The sequence below is a fragment of the Halogranum roseipondis genome, from assembly GCF_059695585.1.
This window is the reverse complement of sequence record NZ_CM185235.1, coordinates 1,183,128-1,198,453: the sequence shown is the minus strand read 5'-3', so window position 1 is coordinate 1,198,453 and position 15,326 is coordinate 1,183,128. Positions and strand designations below refer to the sequence as shown.

Below are 15,326 nucleotides of genomic sequence, written 5' to 3'. Positions count from 1 at the left end.
CGGGGTTCAGTCTAGCTGTGTGGTCTGCCTGACCTTCTCTTCGTAGGCGACGCCCGGCTCCTCGTGTTCCGACTTGTGCCGGTGACAGAGGCTCGCGCGGCCGGTCTCGCCGACGACGTGGTGTTCGGGCTGGTCGACGTCACACTCGCTGCCGAACTCTTCGAGCAGGTACTGCCGAGCCTCGCTGTCCTTGTTGGCTTGGACGTACTGTTCGACCTCGTCGATGTGCGTCTGGATCCGCGAGGGGACCTCGACGTCGCCGAACAGCTCTCGGTGGATCTCGGTGATGTCCGAGAAGCGCGTCTCCATCCCGAGCAGTTCGCGTGCGCGGTCGGAGAGCGACTTCTCCGCTCGCGAGCGCTCGCGGAGCACCTCGCGCAGGATCTCGATGCGCAGCCACAGTTCGTCGTCGAGGTCGCGGTACTCCTCGGGGCGGATCTTCACCGGACAGCGCGTGCTGAACGGACAGCCCGCTGGCGGGTCACGCGGACTCGGCGGCGTCCCGCGGAGCGTGATGCGGTCGCGCTCGGCCGTCGGGTCCGGTTCCGGAATCGCCGACAGCAGCGCGTGGGTGTAGGGGTTCGCCGGGTCGTCGAACAGCGCCTCGGTCGGACCCAACTCCATGATGTTGCCGAGATACATCACGGCGACGCGGTCACAGATGTGCCGGACGACCGAGAGGTCGTGGGCGATAAAGAGGTACGTCAGTCCGAACTCCTCCTGGAGGTCCTCCAGGAGGTTGAGGATCTTCGCCTGCACCGAGACGTCGAGTGCGGAGACCGGTTCGTCCAGCACGATGAACTCCGGTTCGAGCGCGAGCGCGCGGGCGATGCCGATGCGCTGGCGCTGCCCGCCGGAGAACTGGTGGGGGTAGCGGTAGTAGTGCTCCGGTCGGAGACCGACCGTATCGAGCAGTTCCTTGACCTTCTCGCGGCGATCACGCGGCGAACCGATCTCGTGGACGTCCAGCGGCTCTTGGATGATCTCGCCGATGGTCATCCGGTCGTTGAGACTCGACTCGGGATCCTGAAACACCATCTGGGTGTTCCGTCGCCACTGTTTGAGCTCCGACCCCGACAGCGTCGTCGCGTCGGTGCCGTCGAACAGCACCTCGCCGTCGGTCGCCTCCTCCAGTTGGATGAGCGTTCGGCCGAGCGTGGACTTTCCACAACCGGACTCGCCGACGAGACCGAGCGTCTCGCCGCGGTTGATGTCGAAGTTCACTCCGTCGACCGCTTTCACCGGCTTGCCGCCGAACAGTCCGCCACCCTCGTAGTACTTCTTCAGGTCGCGGACTTGGATGAGCGTCTCGCCGGGCTGGACACTCGTCGTCGATTGCATACTCGCTTGTCTGCTCATTCGGTGTCACCTCCCGTCGTCGAACGGGACTCGTGCAACGCGACGGCCTCCGTCTCCGAGCGGTCCTCGGGGTAGAGGAGACACGCCGCCGTATGGTCTTCTGCGCCGTCTTCGACCGGTACCGACACCGGGTGGACCTTCTCGCACTCGTCGAACGCCTTGGGGCACCGCGGTGCGAACCGGCAGTAGGTCGGTTCCTCGTTCGGCGTGGGGACGTCGCCCTCGATCGTCCACAGGTGGTCGCCCTGTTCGTGGGTGCCGGGGATCGACCGCAACAGCCCCTGCGTGTAGGGGTGTTTCGGCGACCCGAACAGGTCGACGGCCGACGCGGTCTCGACGATCTCGCCCGCGTACATCACGTTGACGCGGTCGGCGATCTCGGCGATGACGCCCATGTCGTGCGTGATGAACATGATGGCGAGATCCCGCTCCTCTTGGAGTTCGTTGAGGAGTTCGAGGATCTGCGCCTGGATGGTGACGTCGAGCGCCGTCGTCGGCTCGTCGCAGATGAGCAGCTCGGGGTCACACGCCAGCGCCATCGCGATGACGGCCCGCTGGCGCATCCCGCCGGAGAACTGGTGAGGGTACTCGCGCACTCGCCGACCGGCGTCCGGGATCCCGACGGCCTCGAGCAGGTCGATCGCCTCCTCGGTCGCCGCCTGTCCGGAGAGCCCCTGGTGGAGTCGGAGCGCCTCCTTGATCTGGTTGCCGACCGTGTACACCGGGTTCAGCGACGTCAGTGGGTCTTGGAACACCATGGCGATACCGTTGCCACGGATCTTCCGCCACTCCTTCTGGCTCTTGCCGACGAGGTTCTCGCCTTTGAACTCGATGCGTCCGTTCTCGATGCGGCCGGGGCTGTCGACGAGTCCCATGATCGACCGGGCGGTCACCGACTTCCCCGATCCGGACTCGCCGACGATGCCGACGGTCTCGCCGGGGTGGATGTCGAAACTGATGCCGTCGACCGCGCGGATGACCTCCTTGTCCGTGTAGAAGACGGTCCGGAGGTCCTGGACCGACAGGATCGGTTCCTCGCTGTGTCGGTCGCGTGCGGTGGTGGTCTGCGAACTCATGCGCCGGACCCTCCTGCCATCGCCTCGGTGTTCTCGCCTTCACCGGTTCCGCTCTGCGGGTCGATGGCGTCGCGGATGCCGTCGCCGAGCGCGTTGAACCCGGTCACGATGAGCGTGATGAGGATCCCCGGGATGAGCGAGATGTGCCACGAGGCGCTCGCCACGTAGGGCTGGCCGTCGGAGATGATCCGTCCCCACTCGGGGGTCGGCGGGTTGATCCCGAGGCCGAGATACGACAGTCCGGCGACGGCGATGATGATCCCGCCGAGGCTCATCGACGTGTAGACCAGCATGTAGCCGATGACGTACGGTGCCATGTGTTTCTCCATGATGACCAACGGCTTCTGTCCGTAGCTCTTCGCCGCGTCGATCCACTCCTGTTCGGCTGTCTGCAAGGCGGGGCCACGGATCGCCCGCCAGAGGAACGGCCACTGCGTGAGGATGAAGATACCGATCATCAACACCGCGCCGTCGTACAGTTCGGCGAACCACGTCCCTTGGAACACCACCATCACGAGGATGAGCACCATCAGGATGGGCAGCGCCTGGATCGAGTCGGAGGTCAGGATGACGAAGAGGTCGGTGAGACCCTTGTAGTACGACGTCACCATCGCCAGCGTGAGCGCGATGAGACCCGCCGCACCCATCGACGCGAGACCGATGCTCAGCGAGATCCTCGCACCGGTCGCCATGTTGGTGAACAGATCCTTCCCGTTCGTCGTCGTCCCGAACGGGTGGAAGCGGTTGTAATCGTCGTACGTCCACGGACCGTAGTTCTCGTTGGCGGTCCCCTGCGACCCCGACTGGAGGTTCGCCGTACCGACGGTGGCCTCTGCGACCTCGCCGTTGGCGGTGCCGACCTCGCCGTCCCAGTACTGGATGCTGTTGGAGTAGGGGTCGATGATGTTCGCCTCGACCGTCGTCGGCCCGAGTGCGGGGGCGAAGACGGCCATCACGATGAAGAAGAACACGACGACGAAACCGAACTGTCCCCACGTGTGACCGCGCAGTCGGTCGACGACGTCGTCACGCGGCGTCCAGTCGGCGTGGCGGTAGTGCCGACGGAAGCGGGTGTACCCGTTCCACGCCCACGCGAATACGAGAAACGCGTAGACGTACACGAGGACGGTCCGCAAGAGCCACGCGTACTTCGGTTCGAGGCCGAGGAACGTGTTCTCCCAGCCCTGACCGTTCCAGTACCCCTGGTTCGGGATGACCTCTCGGGAGAGCAGCGTCGGGATGCTCTCGACGAGCCCCTCGAGAGACTGTACCGCGCCGATCCCGGGGTTACCGGGGAGGATGTTCACGAGGACGGCCAGGATGTCGACGAAGACGCCGACGACCGCACCGAACTCGACGGCGAGGAGGACGGCGCCGGCGAGCACCCACGCCATCGCCGGTTGGGGGTTCTCGCTGATTCGCTGTCTGAGCGGTACCTCGTCCGTTTGTTGTGTGTTGCTCATTGGTTAGCTCTGGTCGTAGCCGACTCGTGGGTCGATGATCGTGTACAGGAAGTCCTGCAGGATGTTCGTCCCCACCAGGATGAGGATGAAGATGAACATGAGCGACCCCACGAGCGGGAGGTCGCCCTGGATGGCCGCCTGGAAGAACAGCCAGCCGAGTCCGTTGATTGCGAACACCGTCTCGACGAGCACGGATCCGCCGATGAGGAGGAACGCCTCGCCGGTGATGACGGGAACCAGCGGGATGAGCGCGTTCCGGAAGACGTGCTTCCAGACGATCGTCCGGTTCGAGACGCCCTTCGCACGGGCGGTCTCGACGTAGTTCGAGTTGATCGTCTCGAGGACGGCGGTGCGCCCGATACGCATCTCGTTCCCCATTGAGGAGGAGCCGAGCACGATCGCCGCGGGGGCGATCTGTTTGATCGCTCCAACCACGTTCGGCCACGTGTCGCCGGGGTTCGTCACCAGCGAGAGCGGATCGGTGAGAAAGCCGATCTGCGGCGACGTGACGACCGGCGTCGTCACGAGCCACGTCTTCCAGTTCCAGCCGATGAGCTGTTCGGACTGCGAGAGGAGGCTCACGAAGATGATCGCGAGCCAGAAGTTCGGCATCGCACGCCAGACGATCCCGCCGAAGGAGGCGGTGTAGTCGCTGAACGTGTTGGGGTTGAGTCCGGCGTAGAAGCCGAGCGGGATCCCCACGAACAGGGCGATGAGCACCGACCAGAAGCCGAGCCAGATCGTTCGAGGGGCGTAGATACTGATGAGGTTGTAGGTACTCGTTCCGGAGCTGATGACCCAGGAGTTGCCCAGGTCGAAGGTGAACAGCCGCAGCATGAAGTCGAAGTACTGCTGCCACAGCGGTTGTGTGAGGCCGAGCTGCTCGCGTATCCGGTTGTACGCGGCGGGGTCACCCGTCGGTCCCAGAATCGCCGCCGCGGGGTCGAGCGGTCCGAGTCTGATGATCATGAACGTGATGGTCGTCCCGAACAGCACGACGGGGATCGACAGCAGTAACCGACGGAGGAAGTACTGCCACCGACTCATGGGGCGACCCTCTGTTGTGCCATACCACTGGTCATACTATGCGTCACTTTCCGAATCGTCATGGTTATGTCTTCCGTTTTGCTTCATGCAACCTTTGCCCATACTTTCTGACAAACTGGTCAGTAGACGGCCTGTGCGTACGAAAAAGTGGACGAGCGTCCGAGGTTATTTACGCTCGCTCAGTTCGGCCTGGTGGTACTTCTGGCGCTCGGCGCCCATGCCACCGTGCGGTGCCAGGTCGAGCCAGTCGTACCAGAAGCGTTCACCCAGCGAGTGGTAGACGGGGATGAAGCCGACGTCCTCCCAGTTGGCTTCCTCCATCTGGACGTACGCCTCGGATCGCGCGTTGCCGGCCTGGTCGGTCGGGCCGAGGTTGTCCGAGATCGTCGACCAGGCGTCCGTCGCCTGCTGTGCAGCGTCGCCCGTCTCCGAACTCCAGTTGATGTAGGAGGTCGGTGCCGACTTCGACGTGTCGGTCTGCGGCGGGTTCAGCAGCTGCAGGAAGTTGTCCGGCGCGGGCCAGTCGGCGATCCACCCCAGCGTGTAGACTTCCATGTTGCCGTTGCGACCGCGCTTGAGCAGCGTCGAGAAGGGTGCCTTCTCGATGCTCATGTTGATGTGCGCCGACTGCAGCTGGTCGCGGAGGATCTTCGCCATGTCCTCCCAGGTCGTCGACTGGTACTGGGTCCACTGGACCTCGTACATGTTGTCCGGGCCGTACCCGGCCTCTTCCATCACCTGACGGGCCTGATCGAGCTGGTCGGTGTTGTAGCCGTAGGGGTAGCTCTCCTCGGCGTGGCTCGCGTACTCTTTCGCCCCGCCGGGGTAGATCGACGGCGGCGTGAAGTGGTACGCAGGTTCGCCGCGGCTCTTGAACACTTCTTCGACCATCGTCTGCTGGTTCATCGCGTGGGCGAACGCCTGTCGGACCGGCTTCGGGACGGCCTCCATGTTGAACCCGACGTAGTACACCGAGATCTCGGGGATCGACATGTAGTTGGCCGTGTCGCCGTTCCGCATCGGCCCGTAGGTTCCGATCTTGCGACCGAGGTCGTCCTCGTTGTTGATGGAGATCTTCTCGGCGTTGTACTCCGAGGAGGGGATACCGACGACGTCGGCGTTCTTGTTCTGCCCCCAGTTGTAGAGCGCCTGCGTGTCCTCGATGATCTGCCAGTGGACACCCTCGTTCTTCGCGGCCGTCCCGTGGTAGTCGTCGAACTTGCTGACCTCGACGGCGGTCCCCTTCTCCCACGACTCGAACTGGTAGGGGCCAGAGCCGACCGGTTCGCTGGCGAACTGGTTGTACTTCATCTCGCCGTCGTAGCCCTCGACGTCGCCGACGATACCCTCCGGAACCGCCGCGAAGGAGGCGTAGGCGAGCATCTCGAGGGAGGCGTGGAACGGCTTCTCGAGGGTGATCTCGAGCGTCTTCTCGTCGACGGCCTCGACGGCGAGCGTTCCGGGCTTGTACACTTCGACCTCTTCGCCGTCCTGTGTCGTCGTCTCGGTCTCGTGGGCGACGCCCAGCGAGTCGAGGATGAAGTAGGTCCGTTTGCTGTTCTCGGAGGCGGCGAGTCGCTCGAAGGAGTAGACGAAGTCCTGTGCAGTGACGTCGTTCCCGTTGTGGAACGTCGCGTCCTTGAGCGTGAACGTGTACGTCGTGTTGTCGTCGGACGACTCGTACTCGGAGGCGAGGAGCTGTTCGACCGTGGACTCCCCGTCGGGGTACATCATCAGCGAGTCGTACGTGTTGACGATGACCGTCCCGCCTGCGGTGCCGGTGTTGGCGACGGGGTCCAGCGTCTCGATCGAGGAGTTCGTCAGCTGGAGGTACCCCTCTTTCATGTCGCGGTTGGCGTTACCGCCGCTGTTGTTACCGCTGTTGTTGCCGCTCCCACCGTCGGAGCCGTCCGAGCCATCGTCGCCGGTACATCCCGCGATGGCGACTGCGGAGGCTGCACCGCCCGTCGCCTGCAGGAAGCGACGACGTGAAAGGCTGTTATTGTCTGTCATCCCACTCCCCCTTTTTGACCGGCTTTGATAAGTTTACCGTATTCTCACGATAGTTAATCGTGTTAACAGATTTCACTGTTCCCGTGGTTCGGTACGACATATCCTGCCACTCGGACGTGTTACGGTAAGTATCCGTCGTTGGCTGAAATCTCGATTTTACTCATCCCGTGGACCAATCCTGTGTCGGTTTCGACGCGTTTATATGCTTGTGACAGTGAGTCACATACATGGCGACAGACACGACTGCCATCGACGTGTCGGCTCCCGAGGTCATGGCCTCGGTGGACTCCACTTCCCCGTCGGCGGAGTTCATTATCGCCGACATCACCTGCGACGACGCGTGGGTGTCGGTGCGAGCCGACGACGCCCCGCTGCTCGACGACTGGCGGTAGTCGACGGTCGCCACCTTCCCGTTTCTGACGGTCGCCGCCCTGCCCGACCAGCGACGGTACCGGCCGAACCGTTCCAAACGGTGGGATTTTTGTCGCCGTCACCCGTCGCTGGGGCTATGAACTATCGGGAGGTCACTGCGAGTCGCGAGTTCGTCGCGCGACTCGAACACGGTGCAGACTGGCGCGGGGAGATCGAGGAGTTCGCCGCTCGCGAAGACGTCGACTCGGCGTGGTTCACCGCCATGGGAGCGGTGCAGGACGCCGAACTCTGGTACTACGACCAAGACGGCCAGGAGTACCAGTCGGTGACGTTCGACGAACCGCTCGAGGTCGCCTCCTGCGTCGGCAACGTCTCACTGCTGGATGGGGAACACTTCGCGCACACTCACGTCGTTCTCTCCCGCCGGAGCGGGCAGACGCTCGCCGGCCACCTCAACGCCGCGACCGTCTTCGCTGGCGAAGTTCACCTCCGCGCGTTCGACGAACCGCTCGAACGCGACCACGACGACGTGACCGACCTCGATCTGTGGCTGTGAGTCTCGGACCCCAATGAGACCGGAAGACGAACGCTACTTCGCCCGCATCGAGGACCGACTGGACGAGGCGTTCGACCGCGCCGAGGCGGCCCGCGCGCAGGGGTACGACCCCGCGACCGAGATCGAGATCCCCGTCGCGAAGGACATGGCCGACCGCGTCGAGAACATCCTGGGGATTCCGGGCGTCGCCGAGCGCGTCCGCGAACTCGAAGGCGAGATGTCCCGCGAGGAGGCCGCGCTCGAACTCGTCACCGACTTCGTCGAGGGGACCGTCGGCGATTTCGACAGCAAGGCCGGGAAGGTCGAAGGCGCAGTCCGGACGGCCGTCGCCCTCCTCACCGAGGGGGTCGTCGCCGCCCCCATCGAGGGGATCGACCGCGTCGAGATCCTCCAGAACGACGACGGCACCGAGTTCGTCAACGTCTACTACGCCGGGCCGATCCGTTCCGCCGGCGGGACCGCACAGGCGCTCTCCGTGCTCGTCGCCGACTACGCCCGGTCGCTGCTCGGCATCGAGGAGTACAACGCTCGGAGCGACGAGGTCGAACGCTACGCCGAGGAGGTCGCCCTCTACGACAAGGAGACCGGCCTCCAGTACTCGCCGAAGGACAAGGAGACGAAGTTCATCGCCGAACACATGCCGATCATGCTGGACGGTGAGGCAACTGGTGACGAAGAGGTCTCGGGCTTTCGCGACCTCGAACGCGTCGACACCAACAGCGCCCGCGGGGGGATGTGTCTCGTCATGGCCGAGGGGATCGCGCTGAAGGCTCCGAAGATCCAGCGCTACACCCGCGGTCTCGACGAGGTCGACTGGCCGTGGCTGCAGGACCTCATCGACGGCACCTACTACGACAGTGATGGCGCTGACGAGGCGGCCACAGACGACGGCGACGACGAGGACGCCGCAGCAGGTGAAGACGCGGACGACGCCGAGGCCGACTCCGAACCTGCGGAACCGCAGGGACCGCCACGGGTCGATCCCGCGACGAAGTACCTCCGCGACCTCATCGCGGGCCGCCCCGTCTTCGGCCATCCGAGCGAGGCCGGTGGGTTCCGACTCCGCTACGGTCGCGCCCGCAACCACGGCTTCGCGACCGCCGGCGTCCACCCGGCGACGATGCATCTCGTCGACGACTTCCTCGCGACGGGAACCCAGATAAAGACGGAGCGACCGGGGAAGGCGGGCGGCGTCATCCCCGTCGACTCGATCGAGGGACCGACCGTCCGCCTCGCCAACGGCGACGTCCGCCGCATCGACGACCCCGAGACGGCGCTCGAACTCAGAAACGGCGTCGAGAAGATCCTCGACCTCGGGGAGTATCTGGTCAACTACGGCGAGTTCGTCGAGAACAACCACCCGCTCGCTCCGGCCTCCTACACCCACGAGTGGTGGGTGCAGGACCTCGAACACGCCGGCGCGGACGTCCAGGCGATGCGGGACGACCCGCACGTCGACCTCGCACACCCTTCCGCCGAGAAGGCGCTCGAGTGGGCCGACGAGTACGACGCGCCGCTGCATCCCGCGTACACCTACCTCTGGCACGACATCTCGGTCGAGCAGTTCGAGGCGCTGGCCGAGTCCGTCACCGACGGCGACGTCGTCGAGGGGATCCTCGCCATCGAACACACCGAGGCGACCCGGACGGCGCTCGAAGCGCTCCTCCTCCCACACTCGCAGACGCCGGACGCGCTCCGCATCCCGGAGTGGCGACCGTTCGTCCGGTCGCTCGGCCTCTCCGACGGTCTCCGCAAGGAGTGGGACGACCTCTCGGAGGCGGCCCGCTCGTGGGACGACGGCGCCAACGCGATGAAGGCGGTAGAGGAGGTCGCCCCGTTCGCCGTCCAGGAGCGCGCTCCGACCCGCATCGGCGCGCGGATGGGCCGACCGGAGAAGTCCGAGAGTCGCGACCTCTCTCCCGCAGTGCACACGTTGTTCCCCATCAGCGAGGCTGGCGGCAGTCAGCGCAACGTCGCCGACGCGGCTCGCCAGATGAACGACCGCGGGCAACGCGGTGTGTTGGATCTGCTCGTCGGCGCACGCGAATGCACCGACTGCGGACATCACAGCTACAAGCCGAAGTGTCCCGAGTGTGGGGGCCACACCGAACCCCAGTTCGTCTGCGAGGAATGCGACATCGAGGCCGAACCCGACGAGTCGGGGCGCGTCGAGTGTCCCCGATGTGAACGCGAGATCGAGAGCCCCGAGTGGCACACCGTCGACCTGAACGACGAGTTCCACTCGGCGATGGAGACCGTCGGCGAGCGCGAGGCCTCCTTCCAGATTCTGAAGGGGGTCAAGGGGCTCACCTCCGCGCACAAGACGCCCGAAGCCATCGAGAAAGGCGTCCTCCGCGCGAAGAACGGCGTCACGGCGTTCAAAGACGGCACCGTCCGCTACGACATGACGGACCTGCCCGTCACGTCGGTCCGACCCGAGGAACTGGACGTCACGGCCGACCACTTCCGGCAACTCGGCTACGAGGAGGACATCGACGGCGACCCGCTGCGGTTCGACGACCAGCTCGTGGAACTCAAAGTGCAGGACATCGTCCTCTCGGACGGCGCAGCCGAACACATGCTGAAGACGGCCGACTTCGTCGACGACCTGCTGGAGAAGTTCTACGATCTCCCTCCCTTCTACGAGGTGAACGAACGCGACGACCTGATCGGCGAACTCGTGTTCGGAATGGCTCCGCACACGTCGGCGGCGACAGTCGGGCGGGTCGTCGGCTTCACGTCGGCGGCGGTGGGGTACGCACATCCGTACTTCCACGCGGCGAAGCGGCGGAACTGCTTCCACCCGGATACGAAACTCTGGTTCCGTGACGAGGATGGGTCGTGGCATCACGACCGAATCGAACAGTTCGTCGAGGATCGACTCGACGACCCTGACACGGACGACTTCGGGACGCTCGTGCAGGAACTCGACGGCGAGGTGTTCGTGCCGTCGATAGACGAGGACGGTACTCGCGTCGTGAAACCGGTCGAGGCAGTCTCGAAACACCAGTCACCAGCCCATCTCGTTCGAATCGAAACCGAGTCGGGTCGGTCTCTCACTGTCACCCCCGACCATCGAATGCTTCGCTGGAATGATGGTGTATCCCCGGTTCGTGCGACCGAACTCTCGGTCGGTGATGAACTCCCGGCTTCGTCGCTAAAACCGGTTACAGAGAGCGCCGATGATGGTGCTGCCGTTGTGGCCGACGGCGGTGCCGACTTCGGCCGTGACCGCATTGCGACGGTCGACTACGTCGAAAGCACCACCGAACACACCTACTGCCTCACCGTCGAAGATACGAATACCGTCGTCGTCAACGATATCGCCAGCGGTCAATGTGACGGCGACGAGGACTGCGTCATGCTCCTCATGGACGGGCTGTTGAACTTCTCGAAGGAGTTCCTCCCGGACAAACGGGGCGGGCGGATGGACGCACCCCTGGTCATGTCCTCCCGGATCGACCCCTCGGAGATCGACGACGAGGCGCACAACATGGACGTCGTCCGGGAGTACCCCCGGGAGTTCTACGAGGCCACGAGGGAGATGGCCGACCCCGGCGAGGTCGAGGAGCTCATCGCCATCGCGGAGGACACCCTCGGCACCGACTCGGAGTACGCCGGGTTCGACCACACCCACGACACGACGGACATCGCGCTCGGGCCGGACCTCTCGGCGTACAAGACGCTCGGATCGATGATGGACAAGATGGACGCCCAACTGCTCCTCTCTCGAAAGCTCCGCGCCGTCGACGAGACCGACGTCGCCGAACGCGTCATCGAGGGCCACTTCCTGCCGGACCTCATCGGGAACCTCCGCGCGTTCTCCAGACAGGAGACGCGCTGTCTCGACTGCGGGGAGAAGTACCGGCGGATGCCGCTCACCGGCGACTGCCGGGAGTGCGGCGGTCGGGTGAACCTGACCGTCCACCAGGGGTCGGTGAACAAGTACATGGACGTCGCCATCGAGGTGGCCGAGGAGTTCGGCTGTCGCGAGTACACCAAACAACGACTCGCCATCCTCGAACGCTCCCTGGAGAGCGTGTTCGAGAACGACAAGAACAAGCAGTCCGGCATCGCGGACTTCATGTAGCGAGGCTGAGTCCGCGGTTTTTGGTCCAGATTTTTCGAGCCGAGTGGCTCGGACTCTGCCGCCCGACTTTATCACCTTGGCACGCGTACACACACACCACATGAGCCAAGAGACCACGAAGGTGTCCATTGGAACGACGGTGTACACAGAGGGCGGCGACCCGATCGGCACCATCCGGGGACTGGGAGACGACGGCTTCTTCGTGACGACCCGTGACGGGATCGAGTCGCTGTCGATCGAACACGAGCGGTCGGGCCACGAGTTCGGCGAGGCGGAGCTCGTCTGGCGCTGTTCGGACTGCGGCGAGATGGACAAACTCACCGACGACCTCCCGAAGCGCTGTCCGAACTGCGACGCGCCGAGAGAGAACCTGTTCTACTGGACCGAGGACTGACCGGTCGCGTCGGCGTCCGGCGAACCGACCGCAACCGCGCCCGTTTTTCAGCCCCGCCGTCGACGTGAGAGTATGGACATCGTCGTCTTCGGTGCGGGAAGCCTCGGGAGTCTCCTCGGTGGGCTCCTCGCGCGCACACACGACGTGACGCTCGTCGGTCGTGACCCGCACGTCGCCCGTGTCCGCGAGGGCGGTCTCCGCGTCACCGGCGAGCTGGAGGCTCGCGTCTCCCCCGACGCGGTGACCGACGGCCGCAACCTGACGGCCGACCTCGCCGTCGTCACCGTCAAGTCGTTCGACACCGCCGCGGCGGCCGACGCCCTCGCCACCGGTTCGTTCGACGCGGTGCTGTCGCTGCAGAACGGGCTGACCGAGGAGACGCTCGCCGACCGACTCGACGCGCCCGTGCTCGCGGGCACCGCGACGTACGGCGCGCGTCTCCGCGAACCCGGCCACGTCGCGTGTACCGGCGTCGGCGAAGTCGCCCTCGGAGCGCTCGACGGCGGCCCCTCGCCGCTCGCCGAACGGGTCGGGAAGGCGTTTCGCGACGCGGACGTCGAGACGCTCGTCGCGACCGACATGCCGCGGCGTCGCTGGGAGAAACTGGCCGTCAACGCGGGTATCAACGCCGTCACCGCTCTCGCCCGCGTCGAGAACGGTGCGCTCGGCGACGGCGACGCCGCCGAGGTGGCCCACACGGCCGCCCGCGAGACTGCTCGCGTCGCCCGCGCCGAGGGGGTGAGGCTGCCGAACCGCGTCGCCCGTACCGCCCTCGACGACGTCGTCACCGCCACGGCGAGCAACCGGTCGTCGATGCTCCAGGACGTCGACAGCGGGAGCCGAACCGAAGTCGACGCCATCACCGGGACCGTCGTCGACCGGGCCGACGCGCACGATATCGACGTGCCGACGAACCGGGTCCTCGCGGGGCTGTTGCGGGCGTGGGAGTCGGGGAGAGAACTCCGCTGAACCGATGGACCGACATCGCCGACTACTTCGCGCTGGGCCGACTGGTCGGACGCAATGAGTCGACTCGCCTGGGGAATCCTCCTCGTCGCCGCCCTCTTCGAGACGGTGTGGGCCGTCAACCTCGAGTACGCCGACGGGTTCTCGAACCTCCGTGCCTCGGTCGTCGTGGTGGTCGCGATGGCACTCAGCGTCGCACTGCTCGCGAAAGCCGTCCAGTCGCTCCCGGTCGGAACCGCCTACGCCGTCTGGACCGGTATCGGTGCCGTCGGCACCGCGGCGCTGGGTATCGTCCTCTTCGACGAACCGGTGACTGCGGCCCGACTGGCCTGCATCGGCACTATCGTCGCCGGCGTCGTCGGTCTGCAGTTGACCGCCTGAGCCGGGTCGACCCGACTCGCCGCTCTCGACGCTTCGTTCCGTCGATCTTCGGGTCTACTCCATGTAGCCCAGATCGCGCAGTCGCTCCTGGGCCTCCTCGTCCATCTCCTGGACCGCGTCGTCGGAGACGTCTGCGTCGTCTGCGGTGTCCCACGCGCCGCCGACGGCCGCTTCGAACTCTGCGAGCGTCGCCTCGGTCTCGGCGATCAGGTCGTCCTCGGAGTCGGCGAGGTTGGTCGTCTCCTCGGGGTCCTCGTCGAGACGGTACGCCTCGTCCTCGATGCGGTCGATGCGGACGTACTTGGCCTCTCGCCGCCGTGCGGCGCGCATCCGCGAGTAGTAGCGCGACTGTTCGGGGAGCGTGATACCGGCACCCTTGGCCTTCTCCTCCAACTGTTTCAGTTCGACGACCGGACGGGAGTACTCGACGAAGGCGTACTTCCCGTCGCCGCGCTGGCCGGGGTCCGTAGCGTCCGCACGTTTGAACTGCCGGTAGCTCCCGGAGACGAGCGACCGCGTCCGGTCGAGCGCGACGACGTCGTCGCCGGGCGACGCCGGCGTGCCGCCGTCGACGCCGAGCGAGTCGAGGACGGTGTGATAGAGGTCGACGAGTTCGACCTGGTCCTCGCGGCGGTCCTCCTCCAACTTGGGATGCTTGACCATCAGCGGCACGTTCACGAGCGGGTCGTAGAGGCAGAACTCGTGGCCGTAGAGGTCGTGTTCGCCGTGGAGTTCGCCGTGGTCCGCACAGACGACGACCATCGTGTCCTCCCAGCGGCCCGTCTCCTTCAGGTGGTCGAACAGGCGGGTCAACTGCGAGTCGATGTGGGCGATCTCCGCGTCGTAGAGCCCTCTGATGTCCTCCCACTCGTCGTCGTCGATGTCGCGGGCACCGGAGTTGTACTCCTTGGAGTTCTGACAGACATCCGTGGAGTCGACGCCCGGCGCGAACTCGTCTCTGAACTCCTCGGGCGGATGGTACGGCAGGTGTGCGTCCATCAGGTTGATGAACGCGAAGAACTGCTCGGAGTCGTCGACGAACTCCATCGTCCGGTCGACGACGGCGGGCGTCTTCGAGTCAGCCCCCTCGCCGCCGGCGAGATACTCGTGGGCGGTGTTGCCGAGGCTGACGAGTTTGTCTGCAACGGCGCGCAGCGCGTCGTTGTCGTTGAGCGTCTGCCAGGCCTTCGCGAGCGGCCCCGAGAGGAACTCGCCGGGCATGACCTCGAAGAAGTTGTCCTGGTCGTCGAACCCGTCGGTGAGGTGGGTGTACGGCGTGATCCACGCGTTCGAGGAGTAACAGGCGGTGTCGTACCCCGCCGCAGAGAGCGTCTCCGCGAGCGTCGTGGCGCCGTCGAGATAGGGGTTCTCCTGGTCTGCGCCGTGCTGACTCGGATACATCCCCGTGAAGAGCGACGCGTGTACCGGGAGCGTCCAGGGGGCCGGTGCGACCGCCTGCTCGAAGACGGTCGCCTCCTCGGCGAACGCATCCAACCCCGGCGTCGTCGGTCGGTCGTAGCCGTACGGTGTGAGATGGTCCTTCCGGACGGTGTCCATGACGACGAACAGTACGTTCCGGGGGGACTCGCTGGTCATACAGGTGAGTCCG

General features: G+C 65.3%; 12 protein-coding genes. 6 read left to right on the top strand and 6 right to left on the bottom strand.

All coding sequences use genetic code 11. From position 1 onward, the window contains the following. Nucleotides 1-6: 6 nt before the first annotated feature. From EOHIBHHM_RS06490 to EOHIBHHM_RS06470, 5 genes are all read right to left on the bottom strand, one after another. Nucleotides 7-1,359, bottom strand: a complete 1,353-nt coding sequence (locus tag EOHIBHHM_RS06490; RefSeq protein ID WP_497255740.1) for an ABC transporter ATP-binding protein — start codon at nt 1,357-1,359, stop codon at nt 7-9. After that, on the bottom strand, nt 1,356-2,435 hold the full coding sequence (locus EOHIBHHM_RS06485) for an ABC transporter ATP-binding protein (RefSeq protein ID WP_497255738.1): 1,080 nt from the start codon (nt 2,433-2,435) through the stop codon (nt 1,356-1,358). Before EOHIBHHM_RS06485 ends, EOHIBHHM_RS06490 begins: the two co-directional genes overlap by 4 nt. Then, a complete protein-coding gene (locus tag EOHIBHHM_RS06480; protein WP_497255736.1) occupies nt 2,432-3,898 on the bottom strand; it encodes an ABC transporter permease in 1,467 nt (488 codons plus the stop codon). Before EOHIBHHM_RS06480 ends, EOHIBHHM_RS06485 begins: the two co-directional genes overlap by 4 nt. Before the next feature lie 3 nt (nt 3,899-3,901). Next, the gene (locus EOHIBHHM_RS06475) at nt 3,902-4,945 is read right to left on the bottom strand and encodes an ABC transporter permease (RefSeq protein WP_497255734.1); all 1,044 of its coding nucleotides are present in this window, start codon (nt 4,943-4,945) and stop codon (nt 3,902-3,904) included. A 165-nt stretch (nt 4,946-5,110) separates the two neighbouring features. Continuing rightward, a complete protein-coding gene (locus EOHIBHHM_RS06470) occupies nt 5,111-6,958 on the bottom strand; it encodes an ABC transporter substrate-binding protein (RefSeq protein ID WP_497255732.1) in 1,848 nt (615 codons plus the stop codon). 227 nt (nt 6,959-7,185) lie between these two features. Here EOHIBHHM_RS06470 and EOHIBHHM_RS06465 point away from each other — a divergent pair, with 227 nt between their 5' ends. The 6 genes from EOHIBHHM_RS06465 to EOHIBHHM_RS06440 all read left to right on the top strand — a co-directional run bounded on the left by EOHIBHHM_RS06465 (nt 7,186) and on the right by EOHIBHHM_RS06440 (nt 13,717). Beyond that, nucleotides 7,186-7,350, top strand: coding sequence for a DUF7556 family protein (locus tag EOHIBHHM_RS06465; RefSeq protein ID WP_170864748.1), 165 nt, complete (start codon nt 7,186-7,188; stop codon nt 7,348-7,350). 116 nt (nt 7,351-7,466) lie between these two features. Further along, the gene (locus EOHIBHHM_RS06460; protein WP_497255730.1) at nt 7,467-7,886 is read left to right on the top strand and encodes a PPC domain-containing DNA-binding protein; all 420 of its coding nucleotides are present in this window, start codon (nt 7,467-7,469) and stop codon (nt 7,884-7,886) included. A 13-nt stretch (nt 7,887-7,899) separates the two neighbouring features. Then, nucleotides 7,900-11,976 carry a DNA-directed DNA polymerase II large subunit gene (locus tag EOHIBHHM_RS06455; protein WP_497255728.1) on the top strand — a complete coding sequence of 1,359 codons (4,077 nt, stop codon included), beginning with the start codon at nt 7,900-7,902 and terminating at the stop codon, nt 11,974-11,976. Between the two features lie 100 nt (nt 11,977-12,076). Beyond that, nucleotides 12,077-12,370 (top strand): DUF7130 family rubredoxin-like protein, encoded by a 294-nt coding sequence (locus EOHIBHHM_RS06450; protein ID WP_497255726.1) that lies wholly within the window; start codon nt 12,077-12,079, stop codon nt 12,368-12,370. A gap of 72 nt (nt 12,371-12,442) precedes the next feature. Then, entirely contained in the window at nt 12,443-13,339 is an 897-nt protein-coding gene (locus tag EOHIBHHM_RS06445) for a ketopantoate reductase family protein (protein ID WP_497255724.1), read from the top strand. A gap of 54 nt (nt 13,340-13,393) precedes the next feature. After that, a complete protein-coding gene (locus EOHIBHHM_RS06440) occupies nt 13,394-13,717 on the top strand; it encodes a DMT family transporter (protein WP_497255722.1) in 324 nt (107 codons plus the stop codon). A 54-nt stretch (nt 13,718-13,771) separates the two neighbouring features. Here the strand turns inward: EOHIBHHM_RS06440 and EOHIBHHM_RS06435 are convergent, their stop codons facing one another. After that, the gene (locus tag EOHIBHHM_RS06435) at nt 13,772-15,313 is read right to left on the bottom strand and encodes a sulfatase (protein WP_497255720.1); all 1,542 of its coding nucleotides are present in this window, start codon (nt 15,311-15,313) and stop codon (nt 13,772-13,774) included. Nucleotides 15,314-15,326 lie beyond the last annotated feature (13 nt).